This is a genomic window from Actinomadura verrucosospora (assembly GCF_039540335.1).
In the GTDB taxonomy this organism is placed as follows: Bacteria; Actinomycetota; Actinomycetes; order Streptosporangiales; family Streptosporangiaceae; genus Spirillospora; species Spirillospora verrucosospora.
The window spans coordinates 48,037-71,200 of sequence record NZ_BAABEV010000003.1; the positions used below are offsets into that span (position 1 = coordinate 48,037).

Genomic DNA, 23,164 nt, shown 5'->3' on the forward strand with positions numbered 1-23,164 from the left:
GAGGTCGAGGCCACGGCCGTCCGACCTGGACGGTGACACAGCAGGGGCCTACGAGGAACCGATCGCGGCCGTTCGGCGGAACTGACGGGGTGACAAGCCATAGGCGGCGCGGAAGGCCTGGCTGAAGTGGGCCGGACTGGTGAAACCCCACCGAGCCGCGATGGCGCCGATCGGCATGGCGGCGAGGAGCGGGTCGCTCAGATCGCGGCGGCACTGCTCCAGGCGGCGCTCGCGGATCCAGCCCGCGACGGTGTGCTCTTCGGCCCGGAACAACTGGTGCAGGTAGCTCAACGAGATGTGGTGGGCGGCGGCGATCGCCCCCGGGGTCAGGTGCACGTCGCTCAGGTTCGCCCGGATGAAGGCATGGATCTGGGCGAGCAGCGCGCGCCGTCGGCTGCCCAGCGGTACGTCGCTGTCGGCGTCCAGCGCGCTGGCCAGCGCGGCGGCCAGGACGTCCAGAGTCAGGGCGGACACTCGCAGGGCCTCGGCCGCACTGAACTGCTCAAGGCGCCGAGCCAGCTCCAGCAGGTACTGCGAAGCCAGCGCGCCGACACCCTGATCGCCCCGGATCCGGACCCCGCTGAGCTCCCGCAGGCCCCGCTCGGGCAGGGGCAGCACCGACCGCGGAAACTGCAACGAGAGCAGTTGGCCGCCCGCAGGGTCCGCCGATCCGAACCTGGTCAGGTAGGGACGCGAGCTGTCACGGAGCATCAGATCCCCGGCACGCAGTTCCGCATCCCGATCGGCTTGTTCCCCTGTGGCGTGACCACGCACGACGCAGGTCACGAAAAAGGTCTCCGGGTCGGACTGGCGGATGAGCCTGTGCGTGCGCTGGATCGTCAGCGACTTCGCACTCAACAGGGTCGCCTGCACGGAGCCGAGCCCGCCCAGAGCGACATGGGCCTGAAACGTGCCTTCCAGATGCGGCTCGCTGCGGGCATCAAGCGGCATCCACATCTTCGAACTCATCTCGCGCCAGAAAGCGAAGTCCATGAGTCACCAAAACTGTTGACGCTGCGGGGTCCGACCAGCAGCATCACCCGGGCGCCCTCGCCGACGCAACCGCCGGCGCGACGAAGCCCGAGGCGCCGGCACGCGTGAGAGGGCCCCGGACGTGCTGGGGCGTGTCGTCCGGCCGGTCTTGCGGCCAGACCCGCGTAAGGTGAGGAGCAGGGTGTGGCCACACCCTTTCAGCGAGAGGCATCGGCCCATGAGGCTCGAACTCACCAACTACGAGGCCCTGCATGGCTGGGGCGTCGTCAACAGCAGCGCCGGGTGGCATGCTCAGCGCAACCGCAAGCCGCCTGCGGCCGAGCAGGCGGTCGGAGACATCCTCTTCACGGCTTACGACTGCCGGACCAGCACCACGACCACGGTCGAGCTCAGCGATGACGAGCGTGCGAGCCTCGCCGAGCTGGTCAGCGAACACATCGCAGCGTGGGTGAAGCGCGGCCGGGAGAACGCCGCGACGCAGCACCTGCGCTCGCTGGTCGTGAAGCTCGGCGGCTGACATGCCTACACCGGGCAACCCGCAACGCAGGTTCCGCCTCGCCGACGACGTCCTGTGGGACGAGTACGGCGAGGCGTGCCGTGAGGTCAACGGCAGCGCGGACCGCAGTGACGACATCCGCAAACATGTCGTGGCCGTCGTCGCCGAATGGAAGAAGCGGCGCCAGGCGAGCTGAAGGCGCCGACCCCGCCTGGCGTGGCTCACCATCCCCCTGGCCGACCCATCTTCCTGCAAGGCCTGTCCGGTCAACTCCGAGCGTTCTTCTTTGAAGAAATCATTGGCTCAGGCTTTTTGGCCCGGCATCCCCGCGGCCTGCCGAGTAATATGAAAACAATGAATTAGGGCGCTGTGTTTAATGGCGGTCTGCGGCAGGTACGGCCCTGTGGGCGAGAGGAGACCTCTCCCGAGAACGGAGCGATGCCTTGCAGCAAGCCGGACGGATCTCGCCACAGGTCATGGAGTCGCTCTCGACGCCCGAGCGGGTGGAGACGGGTCTGGGGACTCTGGAGTTCCCGCTGGGCAGGCCCACCGCCGAGACCGCCGAGCGCGTCTACGACCATCTGGACCATCTGCACGCCGTCCGGGCCTTCCTCGACGCGTACTCCGGGGTCAATGTGTGGGCGGCGCGCAGGGGCTTCCTCGATGCCGGCGTCATGGACCACGACGTCCTGCTCTTCTCGGAGTTCATGGATCCCGAGACGCTCGTGCTCACGGGGAACGCGGACACCGTCTACTTCGTGACGTTCCTCGACCTGACCGAGGGGCCGCTGGTCGTGGAGATGCCGCCCCTCTCCCTCTGTTTCGTCAACGACATGTGGTTCCGCTGGGTCGCGGATCCGGGAATGGCGGGGCCGGATCGCGGGGCCGGCGGCAAGTACCTCTTCGTGCCGCCCGGATATGAGGGTCCTCTTCCGGAGGGCGGCTTCTTCCCCCAGCCGACCCGCACCACGCGGCTCCTCCTGGGCGGGCGAGCGTTCCTGGAGAACGACGACCCGAGGCCCGCGGTCGAGCGCATCAAGGAGGGGCTGCGCATCCACCGCTACGCCCCCGGGTTCTTCGGGACGAGCATCGGGGAGATCGTCATGGGGGGCGCGGCCCCGCCGTCGCCGTGGACCGCTCAGACGTGGACCGCCGCGCTCCGCAGGCCCGATCCGCCGCGCTTCGTCGAGGGCACCGGGTTCGCCGTGAACACGGTCCCGCCCGCGGACTCGACGTACTTCGACCTCGCGAGCGAGCTCGTGCACGATCAGCCGGTCGAGGCGCTCGATCCCGAGATCGCCGGTGCGTTGGCCGCGATCGGGATCGCCAAGGGACGGCCCTTCCAGCCGGATCCGCGGATGCGGAAGATCCTCGCCGAGGCGGCCGCGGTGGGGAACGCGACGGCCCGCACCCTCGCCTGCCGCCTGCGTCCGGACGAGGGGGCGCACTTCTACGGGGCGTCCTCCCAGTGGATCAACGGTCTGCTCCCGGCCGGGTACGACTTCATGACCCCGCCCCCGGACATCACCGACCGGGGCGTCGAGCTCCGTGCGAGCGACGGCGCCCGCAAGCTCAACCTGCGGAACTGGTGGTGGTACCTGGGCGTGGGCATCAGCCCGGCGTTCACCGCGCCCCTGCCCGGCATCGGCTCGCAGTACCTGTTCGCGTGCGCGGACCAGGAGGACCGGGCCCTTGACGGGGGCAGGCACTACCGTCTGGTGCTTCCGCCGGACATTCCCGCCGCCCGTTTCTGGTCGTGCACCGTCTACGACAACCAGACCCGCTCGATGCTCTCCACGCCGCAGCGCTTCCCCCGGGCGGGCAGCCAGGACTATCCGACCCCTGCGGCGGTCGCCGACGCGGATGGCACGACCACGGTCCACTTCGGGCCCGACCGGCCCGACGGTGTGCCTGAGGGCAACTGGATCCAGACCGTGCCGGGCAAGGGATGGTTCGTGGTCCTGCGCTTCTACAGCCCGCTGCCGCCGTTCTTCGACAAGACCTGGCGGCCGGGCGAGGTCGAGGCGGCGGGCTGACGCGATGCCTCACCTGAGCGACGCGCCCAGCCCGGGCGTATCAGCCGAGACCCTCGCGTCCATCAGCATCCCGGACCGGCTGGACTCGGTCTTCGGTCCGATGGGCTTCTTCGACGGCCTGCCCCTGCCCGACACGGTCGCCCGGAGCTATGACGCGCTCGACCTGCTGCGCGGGATCGACGTCTTCCTCAACTGCCTGCCCGGCGCGGCGATGGTGGCGATGCGGCGCGGGCTGCGGAGCCTCGGCGTCGACTCCCGCACGATCGGGTACACGGCCCCGCGCTGCGGCTCGGCGCCGTTGATCCTCACGGCGAACACCGAGACCACGTACGGGATGGCCTTCCTGGCGCTCGACCAGGACGGCCCGACGGTGATCGAGGCGCCGGAGGGCTCGCTGAGCGTCGTCGACGATCTCTGGCAGCGCTACGTCGCCGACATGGGGATCGCCGGACCCGACGCGGGCAAGGGAGGCAGGTACCTCTTCCTGCCCCCCGGCTACGACGGCGACGTCCCGGACGGCTACTTCGTCTCGCGGTCGCCGACCTTCTCCTGCTGGGCGGCGCTCCGCGTGCTGGGGGGCGTCGAGAGCCTGCTCAAGACGCGGATGTACCCGCTCTCGGCCGCGGCCGACCCGCCCGAGCAGCGCTTCGTCGACTTCGCCGACTCCGTCTTCACCACGGTCCCCGCCAACGACTTCTCGTTCTTCGAGGAGGTCGACGAGATCGTTCAGGAGGAGCCGCCCGAGGCGCTCGACCCCGAGCGCGCGGGACAGCTCGCCTCGATCGGCATCGTGCCCGGCCGCCCCTTCCGGCCGGACGACCGCATGCGCTCGATCCTCGACACCGCCGCGCGAGTCGGGTCGGGCCTCGTGCGGACGCTGACCTTCAAACCGCGCGACCCGGGCTTCTTCTACTACTCGGGCAGCTCGTGGAAGAACATGTTCCCGTCCGGAAGCCACGAGTTCCTCTCACCGCAGGGTGCGCGGCTCCTGGACGCTCGCGCCGTCTTCCACCACGGTGCGCTCGTGATCACGCCGGCGATGGCGAGGGCGACGGTCGGGGCCGGATCGCAGTACGCCTACACGGCGGAGGACTCCACCGGCGCCTGGCTCGACGGCGAGAAGAGCTACACGCTCACCCTTCCCAAGGACATCCCGGCGAAGGACTTCTGGGCCGTGGACGTCTACGACCCCCAGACTCGGTCGCTGCTGCGCACCGGCGACCCCTACCCGAGCGTGAACAGCCTTTCGGACGCCGTGCGGACCGATGACCGCGGCGACACGGTCGTCCACTTCGGCCCGGCCGCGCCGCCGGGCGGGGAGGCGAACTGGATCCAGACGGTCCCCGGCAAGGGATGGTTCGTCGTCCTGCGCCTCTACGGCCCGCTCGAAGGCTGGTTCGACCGGAGTTGGCGGCCGGGCGAGGTCGAACCGGTGTGAGGTAGGCGGCCGTGGGCGAGGCGATCGGTCAGATCCTGTCGTACGGCGTCGGCGTGGCGCTGAGCCCGTTCCCGATCATCGGTGTGGTGCTGATGCTCGCGACTCCCCGGGCGCGTTCCAACGGGCCGGCGCTGCTCCTCGGCTGGATCCTGGGCCTGTCCCTGGTCGGCGCGATCGTGCTGCTGGCCTCGGGCGGCGCGGGCCCGGGCGACCAGGGGCAGCCGGCGGACTGGGTCAGCGCGCTCGACCTGGCGCTCGGCGTGCTGCTGCTGGGGGTGGCGGTGAGGGAGTGGCGCGGCCGTCCGCGCGGCGACGAGCAGGTGTCGCTGCCGAAGTGGATGCGCACCGTCGACTCGTTCACACCGGTCAAGGCGGGAGCGCTCGGGTTCGCGCTGTCCGCCGTCAACCCGAAGAACCTGCTGCTCGTGATCGCCGCGGCGGCGGCGATCGCGCGGACGGACACCTCGGCCGGCGCGCAGGCCGCGGCTCTCGCGGTCTTCGTCGTGATCGGGGCGACCGGGACCGGAGCGCCGGTCGTGCTCTACTTCGTCCTCAAGGAGCGCTCCCAGCACATCCTCGACGACCTCAAGCTCTGGATGGAGCGGCACAACTCGGCGATCATGACCGTGATCTGCCTGATCCTCGCCGCGAAGCTGGCGGGCAACGCCATCAGCGACCTCTCCTCCTGATGAGGCCGAGCATGCTCGGGCTGTTCCCCTCGCTGCGGGGATACCGGCGGCAGTGGCTGGGGCGGGACGCCCTGGCCGGGGTGACGGTGTGGGCGGTCCTCGTGCCCGAGGCGCTCGCCTACGCGACGATCGCCGGCGTCTCGCCCGTGGTCGGCCTCTACGCCGCGCCCGCGGCCCTGGTCCTCTACGCAGCCTTCGGCAGTTCCAGGCACCTGGTGGTCGGGCCGATGGCGGCGACGGCCGCGCTCTCGGCGGCGATCGTCGGTGAGGCAGCAGGCGGTGCGAGCGCGGACGCCCACACCGCGATGACGGCGGCCCTGGCCGTCACGGTGGGCGTCGCGGGGCTCCTCGCCGGACTGCTGCGCCTCGGCTTCCTCGCGAGCTTCATCTCCGAGCCGGTCCTGAAGGGCTTCATCGTCGGCCTGGCACTGACGATCATCGCGGGACAGCTGCCGAAGCTGTTCGGCGTCAAGGCCGCGCCGGGGGACTTCTTCGAGAAGGTCCGGGCCCTGATCGGCGACCTCGGCCAGACCAGTGGCCTCACCCTCCTGGTCGGCGGGGGCAGCCTCCTTCTGATCCTCGTCCTTAGGCGGGTCGCCCCGTTCGTGCCGGGCTCGCTGCTCGCGGTGGCGCTGGGGATCACGGCGGCGAAGGCCTTCGATCTGGAGCACCGCGGTGTCGCCGTCGTCGGTGGGATCGAGACCGGGCCGCCCCCGTTCGGCTTCCCCGACGTCTCGGTGGACGCCCTCGGCGGCCTCGCCGCCGGAAGTGCCGGCGTGCTGCTCGTCGCCTTCGCCGAGGGACTCGCGGCGGCGAAGAGCTACGCCGTCCGCGGCCACTACGAGGTCGACGCCGACCGCGAGCTGATCGGGCTCGGGGCCGCCGGCCTGGGCGCCGGCCTGTCCGGCGGCATGGTCGTCAACGGCAGCCTCTCGAAGACCGCCGTGAACTGGTCGGCGGGCGCACGCACCCAGCTGTCCGGGGTCTTCGTCGCCTTCCTCACCCTGGTCACGCTGCTCTTCCTCACCGGCCTCTTCGAGAGGCTCCCCGAGGCGGTGCTCGCGGGCGTCGTGGTCGCGGCGGTGGTCGAGCTGGTCGACATCCCCTCGCTGGTCGCCCTCCACCGCGTCTTCACCCGCAGGCTGGGCCGGGCCTACGGGGTCGTCGCGCGGCCCGACTTCGTCACCGCGGTCGCCGCGATGCTCGGCGTGATGATCTTCGACACGCTGCCCGGCCTCTTCATCGGCATCGGCGTCTCGCTGCTGCTGCTCCTCTACCGCTCGTCTCGCCCGGTCATCAGCGAGCTGGGGCGGCTGCCGGAGGACGGGCACTTCGCCGCGCTCGACAGGCACACGGACGGCCGCAGGATCCCGGGGGTGGTCGTGCTGCGCGTCGAGGCGGGCATCTACTTCGCCAACGCCGAGCGGATCCGGTCCACGGTGCGGAGCGCCGCCGGCCGGGAGGGGGCGACGGCCGTCGTGATCGACGCCGAGACGGTCCCCTTCGTCGACGTCAGCGCGGTACGCATGCTCGACGAGCTGACCGAGGAGCTGGAGGCCCGCGGAGTCAGGCTCCTGCTGGCCGGCGATGTGGGCCAGGTCCGGGACGTGTTGCGCACCGCCGGAGCCAGGGCGGAGCTGAGGCACGTCTATCCCACGGTCCAGGCGGCCGTCGACGCGTCCAGCACCGGAACCTGACCCTGGCCGGGCAAGGCCGCGCCGTGCGCACAAGCCGTCTGGCCGAGGACAGGCGGGACGGAGCTGCGCCCGCGGCGGCGATGGTGAACGAGGGTTTGGGGATGCAACATCGCGGGGCTTTTCGCGTCTCTTGGCGTGAACTCAAAACTGGATCTTCTGCCCGGCGAACGCCGGGCGACGACCGGGCGTCCCGGCCCGCCCACCGAAGTCGCAGGTCGGCGCCGGGAGGCGGGGCGAGAGCGGCGGAGGGCCTGGCTCCTTCCCTTGGCGCCCGCCCTGCTGGCGCTGGGGATGGGCCTCTGGGGCGCCGGAGGGCTGCCGCTGTGGCGCGACGAGGCGATCACATCCGAGATCGCCCGCCGATCGATCCCCGACATCCTGTGGTGCGCGTGGCACATCGACGCCGTCCACGCCGCCTACTACCTGCTCATGCACTGCGTCGTGCAGGTGTTCGGGGCCGGCGAGTTCGCGCTGCGGCTCCCCTCGATCGCGGCGTTCGCGGCCACGGCGGCGGGCATCACCGTTCTCGGCCGCAGGATCATGTCCGCGCCCGTGGGGCTGGTCGCCGGGCTGCTCTGCGCCGCGGCCCCGTTCGCCAGCCACTACGCGCACGAGGCCCGGTCCTACTCCCTGGTCGCGGCGCTCACCGTGTGGCTGACCGTGCTGTTCGTGGACCTTGCGGAACGGGGCTCCCGGCGCCGGTACGCCGCCTACGGCGCGGGCGTCGCCCTGCTGGGGCTGGTCCATCTGTTCGCACTGCTCGTCCTGCCCGCCCATCTGGCGACCCTGCTGATGGCGCGCCGCACCAGGACGATGCTGCGCCGGTGGTGCGCCGCCACGGCGGGAGCGGTGCTCGCGGTGAGCCCGCTGATCGCGCTGGCCGTGACCCAGCGCAACGCCCTCGACTGGCTGACGCGCCCGGGATGGCGCGACGTGCTCTATCTGGCCGAGGCGTTCACCGGCCCCCCGATCGTGGCGTACCTGCTCGGCGCCGCCATGGCGGTGGGACTGGTCACGGCGCGGCGCCGCGGCCCGATCGGCCTGCGGGCACTGGCCGTCCCGTGGCTGCTGCTGCCCGCGACGGTGCTGCTCCTGGTCTCCCAGCTCCATCCCTTCTACACGAGCCGCTACCTGATCGGCAGCCTCCCCGCCATGGCGCTGCTGGCCGCCGCGGGTCTCGCCCGGCTGCCCTACCGGACGTGGTTCGTGCCGCTCGTCGCGATGGCCGTCCTGGTGGCGCCGCTGCACGTCGAGCAGCGCCGTCCGGAGAACTGGTGGGACGACCTCCGCGGGGCCGCGGCGGTCGTCGAGCGGGAGGCCCGGCCGGGGGACGCGATCCTCTTCCTCACGGCGGACCGGCGGTCGATCGCCGAGGCGTACCCGGACGCGTTCCGCGGGTTGCGCGACGTCGCGCTGCGGCGGACCCCCGCCCAGGCGGGCAACTTCGGCGGCACCGAGTTCGAACCGGCCGAGATCGGCCACCGGCTGACCGGCGCCGCGACGGACCGGGTGTGGCTGCTGGAGGGGCCCTGGCGCATGCCGTCCCTGGTTCCGCGGGACCAGGCGAAAGTCGACGTCCTCCAGCGGCACTTCCGGCAGGCCGGCGTCTGGCGCGTCCGCGGCATCACGCTGTCACTGTTCCAGCGGCGGACGGCCCGCCCGGAAAAAGTGCGGCCGGCCGTGCAACATCGGCGCCCCGGACGCGTCTCTTCCCCGTGAGCCTCCTCAACTTCCGCAAGGACGGCCCCCCGGACCTGATGGCGCCTTCGCCCGAGAGAGCGGTGACGCAGTTGTACGAAGCGCACGCCCTCGAACTCGTCAGGCTGGCCCTGGTGATGGTCGGCGACAGGCCGACGGCCGAGGACGTCGTCCAGGACTCCTTCCTCGGGCTGTACCAGCGGTGGGGCAGGCTGAAGGACCCCGGCAAGGCCCTCACCTACCTGAGGTCGTCGGTGCTCAACAACTGCCGGTCGGTGCTGCGCCGCCGGGGCCGCCGCCCTCTCGGCGCCCAGAATCCGCCCGCCGCGTCGGCGGAGAGCCGGGTCCTCGGACGGGAGCAGGGCAGGGAGATCCTCGACGCGCTGCGCCGCCTGCCGCACCGGCAGCGGGAGACACTGGTGCTCCGGTTCGTCCTGGATCTGTCCGAGGAGGAGACCGCGCAGATCATGCGGGTGAGCCGGGGCACCGTCCGGTCCAACACGTCACGCGGGCGCACCGCCCTTGAGCGCATGCTGGGAGAGACCTCGTGAACGTCGAACGGCTGCTGAAGGACGCCGCCGCCGCCGAGACGCGCGAGGTGACGCGCGAGTCGCTGCCGCCCCTGGCCCTGCCCGCCGCGCGCCGCCGGCGGCCGGCGGGACGGTGGATCGTGCCCGTCGCCGCCGCCCTCACGGTCATCGCGGTCGCGGCCGTGACCGTCGCTCTCCGCGGCGCCCTGCGCAGCCCGGACGTGGTCGGCGCGCACGAGGGGCCCCCGTACTTCCTGGCGACCCACCGGAAGGGCGGCGTCGGGGTCTTCGACTCCTGGACGGGACGCATGATCGCCGACATCGGGCCCCGCGCCGGGCACTACTCGGCGCTCGCCGTCTCGGGCGACCGGCGCACCGCCTTCCTCGCCGACGAGAGCGGCCCCTGCCGCACGCGCATCGAGAAGGTCGGCCTGCGCCGTGACGGGACCGTGGCGAGCAGGACGACCCTGCCCGGCGGGTTCGACACCCGGGTGGACGAGATGGCCGCCACCGCGGACGGCGGCCGCGTCGCGCTCGTCTTCAACAACCTCACCGGTTGCCGCGGCGACGACGTGGCGGTCGTCGACTCCCCGTCCGGCGCCCACCGCGGATGGCGTCTGCCGCCGCCGAGCGCGAGCTCACTGGAGTACGCGCAGTCCCCGGCATGGGGGGCGGACGGCCGCACCCTCTTCTTCGTCACCAACGCCCCGGAGAGCCCCCAGGGGGAGTACAACGGCATCGTCCTGCGCGAGCTCGACACCCGCAGGGCCGACGCCGACCTCGCCCACGCCCGCGCGGTTCTGAGGAGCGTGGCCGACCTGTCCTCCTTCCGGCCCTCCCCGGACGGGCGTACCGTCACGGCCATCGAGGAGAAGACCTACGTCGGGGGGACGTTCGACTCCGTCGCGATCGTGGAGCTGCCCCTGTCTCGCGGGGACACGTCCCGCACGGCGCCCGTCCGCGAGCTCGACCGCATGACGGCCCGGCAGATCGCGCCCGCGGCACCGGTGGATTTCCGGACCTCCCTCGACGCGACCGGCAGGCACCTCCTCGTCAGCTCGCGCCACGACCGGGCCGTCTTCCGCATGGACGACGGCCGCTTCCACCGTCTCCCCGACATGCACCGCAGCGACCTGGGCCTGATCGCCTGGTAGTTCCCGCCCGTGGAGGCGCGGGCCCGGCAGGTCGGGGTACTGATCCCGGGAAGGGGAAGGGCCGGTAGGGGAGGTGTCGGCGGGCCCGGAGCGCTGCCGGCGTGCAGAGATCTGGATGGAGGCGTTGGGTTTGTTCGCCTCGGTCGTGTCGTGGGTGGCCGGGCTGTCCGGGCCCGTCGTCTACGGGGTCGTCGGCGGGCTCGTGTTCTGCGAGGACGCCCTGTTCTTCGGCTTCGTGCTGCCCGGTGAGACGGCCGTCGTCCTCGGCGGGGCGCTGGCCGCCCAGCAGAAGGTCTCGGTCGTGTGGCTCGCCGTGATCGTGGTCCTGGCGGCGATCGCGGGGGACTTCGCCGGGTACCAGATCGGGCGCCATGCCGGGCAGCCGATCCTGGACAGCCGTCCGCTCCGCCGCCACCGCGACCGCGTGGACGGTGCCCGCGACCTGATCCGGCGCCGCGGCGGTGCCGCCGTCTTCGCCGGGCGGTTCATCGCCTTCTTCCGCGCGATCATGCCCGCGCTGGCCGGGGTCTCGGGGATGCCCGGCCGGGTGTTCCTGCTCTACAACGCCGCCGGAGGCCTGGTCTGGGGCGTGACCTTCACGCTGCTCGGATACTTCGCCGGGCACGCCTACGCCCGGGTCGAGCACGTCGCCGGGCGGATCACCGCGATCGTGATCGTCGCTGTGGTCGTGCTCGCCGTCGTCGTCTGGCGGCTTCGCGATCACTTGCGCCGGAGACGCGACGGCCACGGCGGCCCGGGCGGCGGACGCTCCGGTCGGTCCGAGTGAACGTCCTGGCGGTCGCGATCGCCCTGGCCGCCTCGGTGTTCTTCGGGTTCGCGGCGGCGCTGGCCACGGCGGGGCTGGTCGCCTTCCTGGTCGCGACCGCCCCGCAGGGTGGCATCAGACATCCGAGCGGCGCCGCGTGGTTCGCCTGCGGCGGGCTCGTCGCGGTGACCGTGATCGGCCTGCTGGCCCTGTCGCACTACACGACCAGGGGCTCGCGCTCGGGCGCCTCCGTGGGGCTGGCAGATCAGGACGACCCCGCCGCGGCTGGCGATCATCTTCGTCGCCGTGCTCGCCATGGCTTACGGCATCTGGACGACCAGCACCACCTGGCAGCCGCCACGGCGCCCCCCGGCCGCCCCGCCCGACGACCAGGCCGACCGATGACGTTGTCGAAGGGGGAGTCCGCAGCGCGGCGGGTGCGGTTTTCCGCAAAGGGCCGGGCGGTCGTCCGCATGGGCGGCAAGGGGCCCGGCTCCGTAGCGTTCATCCGTGATCAGAATTTCTCGGTGGACGGCTCTCGCGGTGTCCGGTGCGGCGGCGACCTTCGCGGCGGCCACGGTCTTCCTCGCCGCTCCCGACGCGCGTACGGCGCAGTCGCGGTCCGACCGGACCCCTGCGTCCCAGGACGGATTCCAGGCGATGTTGGACGACCTGGTGAAGACCGGGGCGGCCACGGCCGTCCTGCTCCGGGTGCGGACCGCGGGCGGGGGCGAGTGGTCCGGTGCGGCGGGCGTGTCCGACGTCCGGACGGGGCGGCCGGCCGATCCGGCCGGGTACTTCCGGATCGGCAGCGTCACCAAGACGTTCGCGGCGACCGTCCTGCTGCAGCTCGTCGACGAGGGACGGCTGCGGCTCGACGACCCGGTGGCCGAGCACCTGCCCGGAGTCGTCCCGGACGGCGAGCGCATCACGGTGCGGCAGGTCCTCCAGCACACCAGTCTGCTTCGCGACTACATGAGCGACCCGGGGTGGTCCACCAACCGCTGGCGCGGGGCGCAGCGGTTCCGCGGTTACAGGCCCGACCGGCTCCTCGCGCAGGCGTTCCGCGTCCCCGCCCAGATTCCCCCGGACGTCACCTGGAAATACTCCAACACCAACTACGTGGTCGTGGGGAAACTGATCGAGCGGCTGACCGGGCGGCCCTACGGGAAGGAGGTGGAAGAGCGTGTGCTGCGCCCGCTCCGGCTGACGCAGACGATCGTTCCCGGTAACCGGCCTGGGCTCCCCCGCCCGCACGCGCACGGCTACGCGCTGCTGCCGGACGGGCGGACCGTGGACGCCACGCGCATGAACCCCTCCCTGGACTGGGCGGCCGGCGAGATGATCTCCACCACCCGTGACCTCGGCCGCTTCCTCGACGGGCTGCTCGGCGGAGGCCTGCTGTCCCCCGCGACGCTCGCCGCGATGCGTGCGGCCCGTCCCACCGGCGCCGGATTCGCCTACGGGCTCGGGCTCCAGGAGTACACGCTGACCTGCGGCAAGCACATGATCGGGCACAGCGGCCAGCTCATCGGCTACACCACCTACGCGCTCCGCTCCGACGACGGGCGGCAGATGAACCTGTCGGTGAACCTCGGCTCCTCGCCGCCCTCGGCCGACAAGCTCTACGCCTTCGCGGGCAAGGTGTTCTGCTGACGGTCACACCGACATCCCCACGCCGGCCGGCTCGACCGCAACGGCGCCTCCCACCCGCCGAGACGAACCGCGTCCCGGTGGGCGGAGCGCCCGGGGCGGGGTGGTCGGTCAGGCGGTCGTCCGGGGGGCGAGGTGCTGGAGGAAGAACTCGGTCATGAGGGCGAGCGTGTTCTTGAACTCCTGGTTGTAGACGACGAAGTGGCCGCCGGGCAGGGTGACGAGCCGCTTGGGGTGCAGGGCCCGTTCGTTGGCGGCGAAGGCCAGGTCGCTGTGAGTGAGGATGTCGTGCTGGGCGACGACGAGCATGAGCGGCGTGGGGGAGATGCGGGCGACGTAGTCGCCCGGCTCGTAGCCGGCGATCGCCTCCACCGACCGGAGCGTGACCTCGTTGCGCCAGGTCGCCAGGCGCTCCGGCTCGATCGTCTGGTACCACTCGTAGGTCTCCCGGTCGGCCATCGCGGCGGGCTCCCCGGGGGTCGCGGTGATGAGGGGGATCATCGCCGGCGCCTCGCCGTTGAACCGGGCGAGCCGGTCGGCGTCGAAGCTCCTGCGCACCTCGGCGAGCGCCTCGCTGGGGATGAACCGCGACAGGGTCGTCCCGCCGCTGATGACCGGCACCTGCGAGTAGACGGCCTTGACCCGCCGGTCGATCGCCCCGACGACGAGCACGTGCCCGCCTGAGAAGCTCGACCCGAAGACCCCGATGCGCTCGGCGTCCACCTCGGGACGCGTGCACAGGAAGGTGATGGCGTCCCGGTATCCCTGGATCTGTGTCCAGGGGTCGACCTCCTGGCGCGGCTCGCCGTCGCTCGCGCCGAACGAGGCGTGGTCGTAGAGGACGACCGCCAGCCCGGCCGCGGCGAGCGCTTCGGCGATGTCGTCGGTGTACTGCTCCTTGACCGCCCCGAGCCCGTGGGTGACGACCACGGCCGGGTGCGGGCCGGAGGCGCCGTCGGGGGTGTAGAGCCATCCGCGGAGGGTCGTCCCGGCCGAGACGAACTCGATGTCCTGGCGCATTGTGCGGGTCCTTTCGCTGGTGCGGCGGCTGTCCGCCGCGGTCTATGGAGGGCCGGGGGATCCGGCGGGGGTGAAGACGCCGCTGAGCGCGGCGGCGTGTGCGGCCGCTGCGGCGCTCTCGGCGATCTCGTCGTCCACCGGCCCGCGGGCGACGAGCAGCCGGTAGTAGAGGGGGGCGCCGACGGCGCTGATGATCGCGACGCCGTCGGTCCCCGGCGGCAGTTCGCCGCGTCCCACGGCCCGCTCGACGATCCGGGACGCGAGGCGGTTGCGCTCGGCGATCACCGTGGCCCAGGCGGTGGACGCCTCGGGGGACCGGACGGCGGCGGCCACGACGCCCTCGACGAGCGCCCGGGCCCTGGGCTGCCGGTACAGCGCGGCGATCTCCAGCGCGAGCGCCCGGAGGTCGTCCTTGAACGAGCCGGTGTCCGGTATCGGGATCTCGGTCTTGCCCAGTTCGCCCAGCAGGTCGACGACGAGTCCCTCGACCGTCCGCCATCGCCGGTACAGCGTGGCCAGATGCACGCCCGAACGCGCGGCCACCTTCTCCAGGGTGAGTCCGGCGTATCCGCCGGCCTCCAGCTCGTCCCGGGCCGCGGCCAGCACCGCGGCACGAGTGCGCGCCGTTCGGCCGCCAGGCCTCACGGCCCCCGTCGCGCGCGGCTTCGCGTCCATGGGGCGCCCCTCTCCGTGGGTCGCCTCAGAGAGTAACGCGAAATTCTTTGCATTAACAGTGGCCGGCGCGACCGGATAAGGGGCCAAAGGGGGGGCAGGAGGACCGGGGAGACAGAACGCCCATTGGGGGGGGACCGTTACGGAAGCGAGGGTCGCGTGTCTGGTGCCGTGGTCATCGTCGGCGCCGGCCTGGCCGGGCTGGCGTGTGCGGTGAGGCTGAACGAGGCCGGGGTGCCGGTGCGGGTGCTGGAGGCGTCCGACGGGGTCGGGGGCCGGACGCGGACCGACATCGTCGACGGATTCCGTCTCGACCGGGGCTTCCAGGTCTTCAACACTGCCTATCCCGAGGCCAGGCGCGTCCTGGACATCCGGGCCCTGGACCTGAGGCCGTTCGCTTCCGGTCTGCTGGTGTTCCATGAGGGACGGCGTGAGCGCGTGATGCTCCCGTGGAAGCATCCCCGGCATGCGCTGAGCGGCGCCCTTGCCGACGTCGGCTCCGTCCGCGACAAGGCCGGGCTGGCCGCGATGACCGCCCGCGACCTGACGTTTCCCGTCCCCCGGATCCTGCGCGAAGCCGAACGCGACACGGCCGCGGAGCTTCGCCACTGGGGCATCTCCGAGCGGATGACCGAAAAGCTGCTGCGCCCGTTCCTGGCCGGGGTGCTGCTGGAACGGGAGCTGGAGACCTCAAGCCGCTTCTTCCACCTGATCTGGCGGTCGTTCGCACGCGGCACGATCGGCGTCCCCGCCCTCGGGATGGGACGGATGGCGGAGCAACTCGCGGCGCGGTTGCCGGACGGAGCGCTGTCGCTGGAGACCGCCGTGGGAGCGGTCACCGGTGAGGGGGTGCGGACCTCCGATGGGGAGACGGTCGAGGCCGACGCCGTCATCGTGGCGACCGACCCCGTCCGGGCCGCCGCCCTCGTCCCCGAGATCGAGGCGCCCGTCATGCGGGACGTCACCACCTTCTACCACGCGGCGCCGAAGTCTCCGCTGGAGGAGCCCCTGCAGATCCTGGACGCCGAGGGGATCATCACCGACACCCTCGTCCTCACCGACGCGGCGCCCGAGTACTCCGCCGACGGCCGCGCGCTCATCGCGACCTCCGTGCTCGGGATCGACGCCGACGAGTCGCGCGTGCGCGGCCGGCTGGACGAGATCTACGGCGGCGCCGCCGCGTGGCAGCTGATCGCCACTTATCCGATCAAGGGAGCTCTTCCGGCGATGCCTCCGCCGCTGAGGCTGCGCCGCCCGGTGCGGATCCGCAGGGGACGCTACGTCTGCGGCGACCACCGCGACACCGCGTCCATCCAGGGCGCGCTGGTGTCCGGCCGCCGCGCCGCCGAAGCCGTCCTGGCCGACCTGCCCGGCTGAGCCGTCGACCCACCGGTGCGCGGGGGCAGTGAGGGCCCTGCTTTCGGATGCGTGGCGTGGTGGCGCAGGTCCTATTCTTGTGGGCGATGGGAACACGAGGGGTGGAGGGTGCATATCAGGGTGCCCTTCGGGCGTTTCAGAACCCGATGCTCGATCTGCTCCACCGGACCTATGCGCCGTTCGTGGTGACGGTGCTCGCGATGATGTTCACGCCGGAGCGGCCGGCGGTGGCGGTGGCGGACGCCCACGCGGAGGTCGCCGACGCCCTCGAACAGTTGCGGGCGGCGGGCTACGGCGATGAGGGCGACCAGCCCCTGCCCGCGGGAAACGCCCGTGACCTGTGCAGGCAGTGGGTGCACGCGGGCTGGCTGGTGCGGCAGGTCTCCGACGACGTCGAGGTGTACCGGCTGTCCGCACACGGGGTCGGCGCGCTGGAGGTGGCCGGCCGGGTCGGCGGGGCGCGCACCAGGGTGTCGGAGTCCCGGGTCCGGACGCTGCTGGAGGCGGTCGAGCGGCTCGCGCAGGACGCGGACCCGGACGTGATGGCCCGGATGGCGCGCCTCCAGACGGAGATCGATCAACGCCGGAGGGAACTCGAACGGCTCGAACGGGGCGGCGTCATCGACACCGTCGACGACGACCAGTTGCTGGAGGCGGCCGAGAACGTGCTGCATCTGGCGCGGGAGCTGCCCGCCGACTTCGCCCGCGTCGCCGAGTCGATCAAGGCCATGCAGCGGGACGTCGTCGCCGACCTGCGGCAGGATGCGCGGCCGACCGGGGAGGTGCTGCGCGAGTACCTGGAGCGCGGCCGGCAGATCATGGACACGACGCCGGAGGGCCGCGCGTTCGCCGGGGCGATGCGCCTGATCGGCGACCCGGCGCAGATCGACGACCTGTGGAACCTGCTGCGCACCGTGCTGCGGCACGGGTTCACCGAGCTGATGCCGGAGCCGCAGCGGCGGGAACTCGCCGAGGTCGCACGCCGGATCGAGCAGGGCGTCAAGGAGGTGCTGGCCGCGCAGCGGCAGGCGTCGCACGTCATCACCACCCAGGTCCGCGACCACGACCCGATGCGCGACCGCCAGGTGGACGAGCTGCTGCGGGACGTGATGTCGGGGTTCCACACGTGGGTGCCGAGGTCGCGCCGCGGCGCGGTCGTCGCTCCGCTGCGCCGCCTGCCGGTGGCCGATGTGAGGCAGCTGCGCCAGACCCTGAGCGACCTGCGTCCGCCCCAGCCGCCCACGCCGCTGCGGGAATGGGACGAGGTGGAGGACGTGCCGGACGCGGACACCCGGGCATGGGGCGGTCCCCAGTACGCCGAACTGCGCGCGCATCTGGCGGCGTTCGCCGGGGACGGGGACGCGGACGGCGTCGACGTCGCGGCCGCGTTCCGCGCGGCGGCCGAGCGGATACGGCGGCCGGTGGACCTGCTCGGCCTGCTGGAGATCGCTCACGGCCTCGGAATGACCGACACGGCCGAGGTCGCGGTGGTCGACGCGGTCCGGCCCGACCAGACCCGGCGGCGTCTCGCGTTCGGCGGAGTGCTGGCGGCGAACCCGGCGCCGTCCGCCGCCGCGGACGGGTCCGGCGCCGACGACGAGGGGCCGGGGGAGCGGCGATGAGCGAACCGAACGGCGCGGACGACGACTGGGCGACCGGCGCGGAGGCCGGCTTCATCGACCCGGTGGCGATGGAGGACGACCCGTCCGAACTGTTCGCCGGCGACACGGGCACGCTGGACGTGGAGGTGCGGCGGGTGCTGGTGCGGCTGCTGCAGCGCAGGTTCCTGCTGGCGGAGAAGAACTCGGCGCAGTGGCGCACGCTGCTGGAGAACCAGCAGCTCATCGAGTCGCGGTTGCACGACCTGTTCGTCCGGCTCGTGGTCGACCACGACCGGGGCATCGCCTACAAGCAGCAGGTGCGCTCGGCGGAGCTGGACGTCCCGATCCTGCTGAAGGACGACCCCTACACCCGGGCCGAGACCCTGGTGCTGGTTCACCTGCGGACCGTCTTCCAGCGGGAACGCGGGACCGGCGAGACGTCCGCGCGGGTCGACATCGAGGAGCTGGAGCAGACCGTGCTCACCTACTTCGACCCGGACGACCACAACCTCGCCCGCGGCCAGCGCGAGATCCGCAACGCGGTGGAGCGGCTGGCCAAGGACGGGCTGCTCGCGGAGGAGTCCGCCGGCCGGTACCGGATCACGCCGCTGGTCGAGGTCGTGCTGAGCACCGAGAAGCTCACCGAGCTGAGCCGGTGGCTGCGGGAGCAGAACGAGGCCGCGTCATGAGCATGATCGACACGCTGTTCGGGCTGATCCCGGCGGCATCGCGCGGGCAGCAGTGGGTCGCGAGGGACCTGCAGCTGGTCAACTGGGGCGGCTACGACGGGTATCACCGCGTCCGGTTCGCCCCGGGCGCGACCCTGTTCAGCGGCGGTTCCGGGTCGGGCAAGTCGACGCTGATGGACTCCTACATCGCGTTGCTGATGCCGCACACCACGCCGTTCAACGGGGCGTCCAACGGCGGGGTGGTCGGCCGGCCGCGCGGCAAGGACCAGCGCAACATCCTCTCCTACGCGCGCGGGAAGCTCGACGAATCGCGGACGGACGGCGGGACGAAGGTGCGGGTGCTGCGCGGGGACGGCCGCGACACCTGGACGGCGATCGCGATGACCTGGGCGGACCGGGGCGGTGCGGTGTTCACCGCGATCCGGGCCTGGTACGTGCCGGCGTCCGCGCGTGCCCTCGACGACGTCGTCGTGGTCCGCGCCGTCCGCGACGACGACTACGACCTGCGCGAGCTGGACGGCCCGGCGGGCAGCAGGTTCGCCCGCGACGCGGTCGCCGCGACGGGCCTGACGTGCTTCGGCACCGACCGTGACTTCACCGCCCGGCTGCACACCGCGCTCGGCATCGGCGCCGCCGGGGACGGGCACAAGGCGGTCGGGCTGCTCGGCCGGATCCAGGCCGGCCAGCAGATCACCACCGTCGACGCGCTGTACAAGACGATGGTCCTGGAGGAGCCGTCCACCCTGGCGACGGCGGACGAGGTGGTGCAGCAGTTCGACGAGCTGTCCGGCACCCGCGAGCGGATGATCACCGCCCGGCGGCAGGTGCGGGCGCTGGCCCCCATCCGCGACCACCGCAGGGCCATCGACGGCGCGGCGGCGCGGCTGCGGGTGATCGAGGCCGTCGGATCGTTCACCGACCCGGCGTCCCCCGCGGCGCTGTGGTGGCACGAACGCCGGCTGGACCTGCTGCGCGCCGCCGAGCAGGACCTGACCGGACGGCGCCGGCGGGCCGAGCAGCAGGTGGCGGAGACGGCCACGGCGATCGGCGTGGCGGAGTCCCGGCGGGAGGCGCTGCTGGACACCCTGCGCGCGTCCGGCGGCGACCGGCTGGAGACCGCGCTCCGGGAGATCCGCAACGTGGAGCGGCGGCTGGCCGACGTCGAACGCGGCCGGGATCGGCTGGACCGGGCCCTGGGCGCCATCGGCGCCACCGTGTCGACCGGCGAGGAGTTCGCCGCGCTGGCCGAGACGGCGCGGCGGGCGCTGGCGGACTCCCAGGCCAGGAAGACCGCCCAGAACGCGTTCGCGAAGGCGGCGGGGGAGGCCGCGGCCGCCGCGCGCGACCTGGCCGGGCTGCGCGACGAGCGCGCGGCGGCGCAAGCCCGCCGCGGCAACATCCCCGCCGACCTGCACACCGCCCGCGACCGGCTCGCCGACGCCGCCGGGGTCACCCCGGACGACCTGCCGTTCGTCGGCGAGCTGATCGAGGTGCGCACGGAGTTCGAACCGTGGCGGGAGGCGTTCAACCTGGCGCTCGGCGGATTCGCCACCCGGATGCTGATCGACATCGGCCGGCTGAACGCGTTCCGCGAGGCGATCAACGCGGTGAGCCTTCCCCGGCGCATCCAGTTCGAAGGCGTCCGCACCGGCATGCACGACCAGATCGGACTGAACGACAGGACGCTCCCCGGCCGGCTCGACTACCGGCCGTCGCCGTTCACCGCCTGGCTCAAGAGCGAACTCGTCCGCGGCTTCGACTTCGTCTGCGTCGAGACGCCCAAGCTGCTGAAGCAGCACGCGAAGGCGCTCACGATCACCGGCCAGATGTCGCAGGGCAGCCGGGGCGCGCACGGCGGCCACGGCCGGGCCAACCTGCTGGGGTTCAGCAACACCCGGCTGCTCGCCGACCTCGACACCCGGATCGGGCACGCCCGGGAGCGCCACGAGGACGCCGTCGCGCGGGAGGCGGAGGCGGAGCGGACCCTCAACTCGTTCGAGGAGCGGCGCACCGCCCACCAGGCGGTGACCGAACTGTCCTGGGAGCAGGTGGACGTCGCGTCGGTCGCCGCCGAACGGGACCGCTGGAAGCAGGTCATCGACGAGGTCCGCGAGGGCAACCCGGAGATCGACCGGCTGCAGCGCGAGGCGGAGGAGCTCAAGCAGGAGATCAAGGACCTGACCGAGCGCGTCGGCGGGCGGAAGCGGGAACTGCACGAGCTCGAGAAGCAGTGGGAGTCGATCGTCGACGAGGTGGACGGCGCCCAGAAGGCGCTCGACACCGCCGCGGCGACCGGCACCGAGGTGAGCGCGGAGCACCGGGACTACCTCACGGGGCTGTTCGACGCCGTCCCCGACGGCGCCGACCCGGCGGCCGCGCTGAGGGAGTTCGACGCCGCGCACCGTCGCGGCTCCGAACGGATGCGCGCCGACCGCACGTCGTCGGAGGAGGAGATCGAACGGTCGCGCAAGGCGCTGCGGGACACGTTCTCGATGTTCGTCGAGCGCTGGCCGAACCCGAACCTCGGCACCGAACCGGAGGACTCCTACCGCGACTTCGACCGCCTGCTCACCGATCTGGAGACCAGCGGCCTCCACGAACTGGAGACCGAGTGGCGCGACAGCCTGCTCAGACTCTCCGGCAACGACCTGACCAGCCTGGACAGCGAGCTCGCCGCCGCCGTCCGCGAGATCCGCGACCGGATCGACCCGGTCAACCGGATCCTCGCCGAACTGCCGTTCGCCGACGACGGCCACCGGCTGCGCATCGACCCGCAGGAGAGCCACTCCGCGGTGCGCGCCCGGTTCCGCAAGGAGCTGCGCGACGTGCGCGCCGTCATCGACAAGGCGGCCACGGACGCCGACCGGGAACGCGCCTACCACCGCATGGCCAGGGTGATCGACCGCATCCGCCGCACGGCGCCCGAGTTCGCCGACCTGGTCGACGTGCGCAACCACGTCCGGATCAGCGCGGAGAAGATCGACCTCGCCGGCGAGCACGTCGCGGTCTACGACCACATCGGGGAGAAGTCCGGCGGCGAGTCCCAGGAGCTGGTCGCGTTCATCGTCGGCGCCGCGCTGCGCTACCAGCTCGGCGACGCGGGCGCCGAACGCCCCCGCTACGCCCCCGTCTTCCTCGACGAGGCGCTGATCAAGGCGGACGCGCACTTCACCGGCCGAGCCATCGGCGCGTGGCGGGGGCTCGGCTTCCAACTCGTCATCAGCGCCCCCAACGACAAGCACAGCGCGATCGAGCCCCACGTGGACGCCGAGTACCTGACCCTCAAGAACGCTGAGGGGCGGTCGTGGGCGAAACCCATCGTGGCGGTTCCCGACGCATGACCCCCCGCCTGGTCACCCCGGCCGGCGCGGTCGAGTCGCTCCGCCGCAAGGTCCACCAGAAGTGGGCGGCTGCCGTGTGCGCCGACCTCGGCGCCGGAGAGCCGGTCACGTTCTCCGTCCCGCTCCGCCCCGGCGTGTCGACCGGCAGCGCGGTGGCGCGGATCGGGCACGCCGCCTGGCACGAGTGGCACGTGCGCTGGCGCGAGTTCGCAGGCCGGCACCCCACGGGCGTGGAGGTCGTCCGCAAGCCGGTGTCCGTCCAAGGCGTGACGGACGACTACCCCGCCATGCTCGTCGCGGGCCTGGACGCCGCCGTCGCCCTGGTCTCCGAATCGGGACCGCCGCCCGTGGACGTCGGCCGCGCCCGCGCGCTCGCGTCGTCGCTGCGGTCCGCCGGCGCGGTCCTCACCCCGGCCACCGTCCGGGCCGCTTGCCGGCTCGGAGCCGACGACGCGGAGGTGCTGCTCAGCGCGGTGACCTGGTTGCGCCGGAACCCGGACGCGGGCGCATGGACCGCACGGCAACTCCCGGTCCCCGGCATGCACACCAAGTGGCTCGACACCCATGGCGCATTGCTGCGCGACGTCGCCGGACGCGACGTCCGGGACGAGGTCCGCCCCCGCCCGGCCGTGCTGCACCTGACCTACGTCGACCCCGATCACGTCGCGTCGGGCCGCCGCAGACACGACGCATGGACCACCGGCGACACGCACGACATCGCCTACCGGCCGCGGACCGTTCTCGTCGTCGAGAACCGCGACTGCCGCCTCTGGTTCCCACCGGTGCGGGACACCATCGTGGTCGAGGGCGGCGGCAAGGCGGCCGCGGCCCTCCTAGCGAACGTCCCCTGGCTCCGTGCCGCGGACCACATCGTCTACTGGGGAGACATCGACGCGGACGGATACGCGATCCTCGACCGGTTCCGGGCCGCACTGGCCGAGCCCGCCCCGGACGACGCGCCACCGAAGCCGGTCACCTCGATCCTCATGGACGCCACCGACCTGCACCACTACGCCCGGCACGGGGTGAATCACGACACTGCGGGTCGTCCCATCAGGCCGTCCCCGGCGATACTGCCGCACCTCACCGAAGCCGAGGCGACCGCCTACGACACCGTCGCGACCGCAGGCCCCACCCCGTTCCGCCGGATCGAACAGGAGATGATCCCCCTCGACCACGCGGTGACCCGGCTGCTGGACGCCGCCGCGAAATCCCGCCCGTAACCGGGCCGCCGGCCTTCTCGCCTCGGCCGCGTCCGGGGGCAGGCGGTCCAAGTGAGCAGGGCCCGGCTGACGCCGGGCCCTTGGTTGGAGC

19 protein-coding genes are annotated in these 23,164 nt (G+C 72.4%); 16 read left to right on the forward strand and 3 right to left on the reverse strand.

Features of this window, described 5'->3' with window-relative positions; all coding sequences use genetic code 11:
- Nucleotides 1-48 precede the first annotated feature (48 nt).
- Entirely contained in the window at nt 49-993 is a 945-nt protein-coding gene (locus ABD944_RS04290) for a helix-turn-helix domain-containing protein (RefSeq protein ID WP_345172599.1), read from the reverse strand.
- A gap of 217 nt (nt 994-1,210) precedes the next feature.
- Between ABD944_RS04290 and ABD944_RS04295 the strand changes: the two genes are divergently transcribed.
- The 11 genes from ABD944_RS04295 to ABD944_RS04345 all read left to right on the forward strand — a co-directional run bounded on the left by ABD944_RS04295 (nt 1,211) and on the right by ABD944_RS04345 (nt 13,153).
- Nucleotides 1,211-1,510 (forward strand): hypothetical protein, encoded by a 300-nt coding sequence (locus tag ABD944_RS04295; protein WP_345172601.1) that lies wholly within the window; start codon nt 1,211-1,213, stop codon nt 1,508-1,510.
- A 1-nt stretch (nt 1,511) separates the two neighbouring features.
- Nucleotides 1,512-1,685 (forward strand): hypothetical protein, encoded by a 174-nt coding sequence (locus tag ABD944_RS04300; protein WP_345172604.1) that lies wholly within the window; start codon nt 1,512-1,514, stop codon nt 1,683-1,685.
- A 247-nt stretch (nt 1,686-1,932) separates the two neighbouring features.
- Nucleotides 1,933-3,525 carry a DUF1254 domain-containing protein gene (locus ABD944_RS04305; RefSeq protein WP_345172606.1) on the forward strand — a complete coding sequence of 531 codons (1,593 nt, stop codon included), beginning with the start codon at nt 1,933-1,935 and terminating at the stop codon, nt 3,523-3,525.
- Between the two features lie 4 nt (nt 3,526-3,529).
- Nucleotides 3,530-4,963: a DUF1254 domain-containing protein gene (locus ABD944_RS04310; protein WP_345172607.1), complete on the forward strand. Its 1,434-nt coding sequence runs from the start codon at nt 3,530-3,532 to the stop codon at nt 4,961-4,963.
- Nucleotides 4,964-4,974: 11 nt separating this feature from the next.
- Nucleotides 4,975-5,652 carry a GAP family protein gene (locus tag ABD944_RS04315; RefSeq protein WP_345172609.1) on the forward strand — a complete coding sequence of 226 codons (678 nt, stop codon included), beginning with the start codon at nt 4,975-4,977 and terminating at the stop codon, nt 5,650-5,652.
- 11 nt (nt 5,653-5,663) lie between these two features.
- On the forward strand, nt 5,664-7,349 hold the full coding sequence (locus ABD944_RS04320) for a SulP family inorganic anion transporter (RefSeq protein ID WP_345172611.1): 1,686 nt from the start codon (nt 5,664-5,666) through the stop codon (nt 7,347-7,349).
- 264 nt (nt 7,350-7,613) lie between these two features.
- Nucleotides 7,614-9,068, forward strand: coding sequence for a glycosyltransferase family 39 protein (locus ABD944_RS04325; protein ID WP_345172613.1), 1,455 nt, complete (start codon nt 7,614-7,616; stop codon nt 9,066-9,068).
- Entirely contained in the window at nt 9,065-9,598 is a 534-nt protein-coding gene (locus ABD944_RS04330; RefSeq protein WP_345172614.1) for a SigE family RNA polymerase sigma factor, read from the forward strand. The genes ABD944_RS04325 and ABD944_RS04330 overlap by 4 nt, the downstream gene beginning before the upstream one ends.
- The gene (locus ABD944_RS04335) at nt 9,595-10,731 is read left to right on the forward strand and encodes a TolB-like translocation protein (protein ID WP_345172616.1); all 1,137 of its coding nucleotides are present in this window, start codon (nt 9,595-9,597) and stop codon (nt 10,729-10,731) included. Before ABD944_RS04330 ends, ABD944_RS04335 begins: the two co-directional genes overlap by 4 nt.
- Before the next feature lie 124 nt (nt 10,732-10,855).
- A complete protein-coding gene (locus tag ABD944_RS04340) occupies nt 10,856-11,518 on the forward strand; it encodes a DedA family protein (RefSeq protein ID WP_345172618.1) in 663 nt (220 codons plus the stop codon).
- Between the two features lie 489 nt (nt 11,519-12,007).
- On the forward strand, nt 12,008-13,153 hold the full coding sequence (locus ABD944_RS04345; RefSeq protein WP_345172620.1) for a serine hydrolase domain-containing protein: 1,146 nt from the start codon (nt 12,008-12,010) through the stop codon (nt 13,151-13,153).
- Between the two features lie 108 nt (nt 13,154-13,261).
- Here ABD944_RS04345 and ABD944_RS04350 read toward each other — a convergent pair whose 3' ends face one another.
- Complete coding sequence (locus ABD944_RS04350; RefSeq protein ID WP_345172622.1) at nt 13,262-14,170, reverse strand: alpha/beta hydrolase; 909 nt, start codon at nt 14,168-14,170, stop codon at nt 13,262-13,264.
- A 42-nt stretch (nt 14,171-14,212) separates the two neighbouring features.
- A complete protein-coding gene (locus ABD944_RS04355; RefSeq protein WP_345172624.1) occupies nt 14,213-14,845 on the reverse strand; it encodes a TetR/AcrR family transcriptional regulator in 633 nt (210 codons plus the stop codon).
- 156 nt (nt 14,846-15,001) lie between these two features.
- On the opposite strand from ABD944_RS04355, the gene ABD944_RS04360 reads away from it, so the two are divergent.
- The 5 genes from ABD944_RS04360 (at nt 15,002) to ABD944_RS04380 (ending at nt 23,073) form a co-directional block, all read left to right on the forward strand.
- Nucleotides 15,002-16,219: an NAD(P)/FAD-dependent oxidoreductase gene (locus ABD944_RS04360; RefSeq protein WP_345172626.1), complete on the forward strand. Its 1,218-nt coding sequence runs from the start codon at nt 15,002-15,004 to the stop codon at nt 16,217-16,219.
- 86 nt (nt 16,220-16,305) lie between these two features.
- The gene (locus ABD944_RS04365) at nt 16,306-17,841 is read left to right on the forward strand and encodes a DUF3375 domain-containing protein (protein WP_345172628.1); all 1,536 of its coding nucleotides are present in this window, start codon (nt 16,306-16,308) and stop codon (nt 17,839-17,841) included.
- Nucleotides 17,838-18,509 (forward strand): DUF4194 domain-containing protein, encoded by a 672-nt coding sequence (locus ABD944_RS04370; RefSeq protein WP_345172630.1) that lies wholly within the window; start codon nt 17,838-17,840, stop codon nt 18,507-18,509. The genes ABD944_RS04365 and ABD944_RS04370 overlap by 4 nt, the downstream gene beginning before the upstream one ends.
- A complete protein-coding gene (locus ABD944_RS04375) occupies nt 18,506-21,850 on the forward strand; it encodes an ATP-binding protein (RefSeq protein ID WP_345172632.1) in 3,345 nt (1,114 codons plus the stop codon). Before ABD944_RS04370 ends, ABD944_RS04375 begins: the two co-directional genes overlap by 4 nt.
- Nucleotides 21,847-23,073 (forward strand): Wadjet anti-phage system protein JetD domain-containing protein, encoded by a 1,227-nt coding sequence (locus tag ABD944_RS04380; protein ID WP_345172634.1) that lies wholly within the window; start codon nt 21,847-21,849, stop codon nt 23,071-23,073. Before ABD944_RS04375 ends, ABD944_RS04380 begins: the two co-directional genes overlap by 4 nt.
- The last annotated feature ends 91 nt before the right edge of the window (nt 23,074-23,164 follow it).

What these genes read in the sequence shown, in the direction of transcription:
- ABD944_RS04290 (WP_345172599.1), bottom strand. Translation starts at nt 993, where the DNA reads ATGGACTTCGCTTTCTGGCGCGAGATGAGTTCGAAGATGTGGATGCCG.
- ABD944_RS04295 (WP_345172601.1), top strand. Translation starts at nt 1,211, where the DNA reads ATGAGGCTCGAACTCACCAACTACGAGGCCCTGCATGGCTGGGGCGTC.
- ABD944_RS04300 (WP_345172604.1), top strand. Translation starts at nt 1,512, where the DNA reads ATGCCTACACCGGGCAACCCGCAACGCAGGTTCCGCCTCGCCGACGAC.
- ABD944_RS04310 (WP_345172607.1), top strand. Translation starts at nt 3,530, where the DNA reads ATGCCTCACCTGAGCGACGCGCCCAGCCCGGGCGTATCAGCCGAGACC.
- ABD944_RS04320 (WP_345172611.1), top strand. Translation starts at nt 5,664, where the DNA reads ATGCTCGGGCTGTTCCCCTCGCTGCGGGGATACCGGCGGCAGTGGCTG.
- ABD944_RS04350 (WP_345172622.1), bottom strand. Translation starts at nt 14,170, where the DNA reads ATGCGCCAGGACATCGAGTTCGTCTCGGCCGGGACGACCCTCCGCGGA.
- ABD944_RS04355 (WP_345172624.1), bottom strand. Translation starts at nt 14,845, where the DNA reads ATGGACGCGAAGCCGCGCGCGACGGGGGCCGTGAGGCCTGGCGGCCGA.
- ABD944_RS04365 (WP_345172628.1), top strand. Translation starts at nt 16,306, where the DNA reads ATGGGAACACGAGGGGTGGAGGGTGCATATCAGGGTGCCCTTCGGGCG.
- ABD944_RS04370 (WP_345172630.1), top strand. Translation starts at nt 17,838, where the DNA reads ATGAGCGAACCGAACGGCGCGGACGACGACTGGGCGACCGGCGCGGAG.
- ABD944_RS04375 (WP_345172632.1), top strand. Translation starts at nt 18,506, where the DNA reads ATGAGCATGATCGACACGCTGTTCGGGCTGATCCCGGCGGCATCGCGC.
- ABD944_RS04380 (WP_345172634.1), top strand. Translation starts at nt 21,847, where the DNA reads ATGACCCCCCGCCTGGTCACCCCGGCCGGCGCGGTCGAGTCGCTCCGC.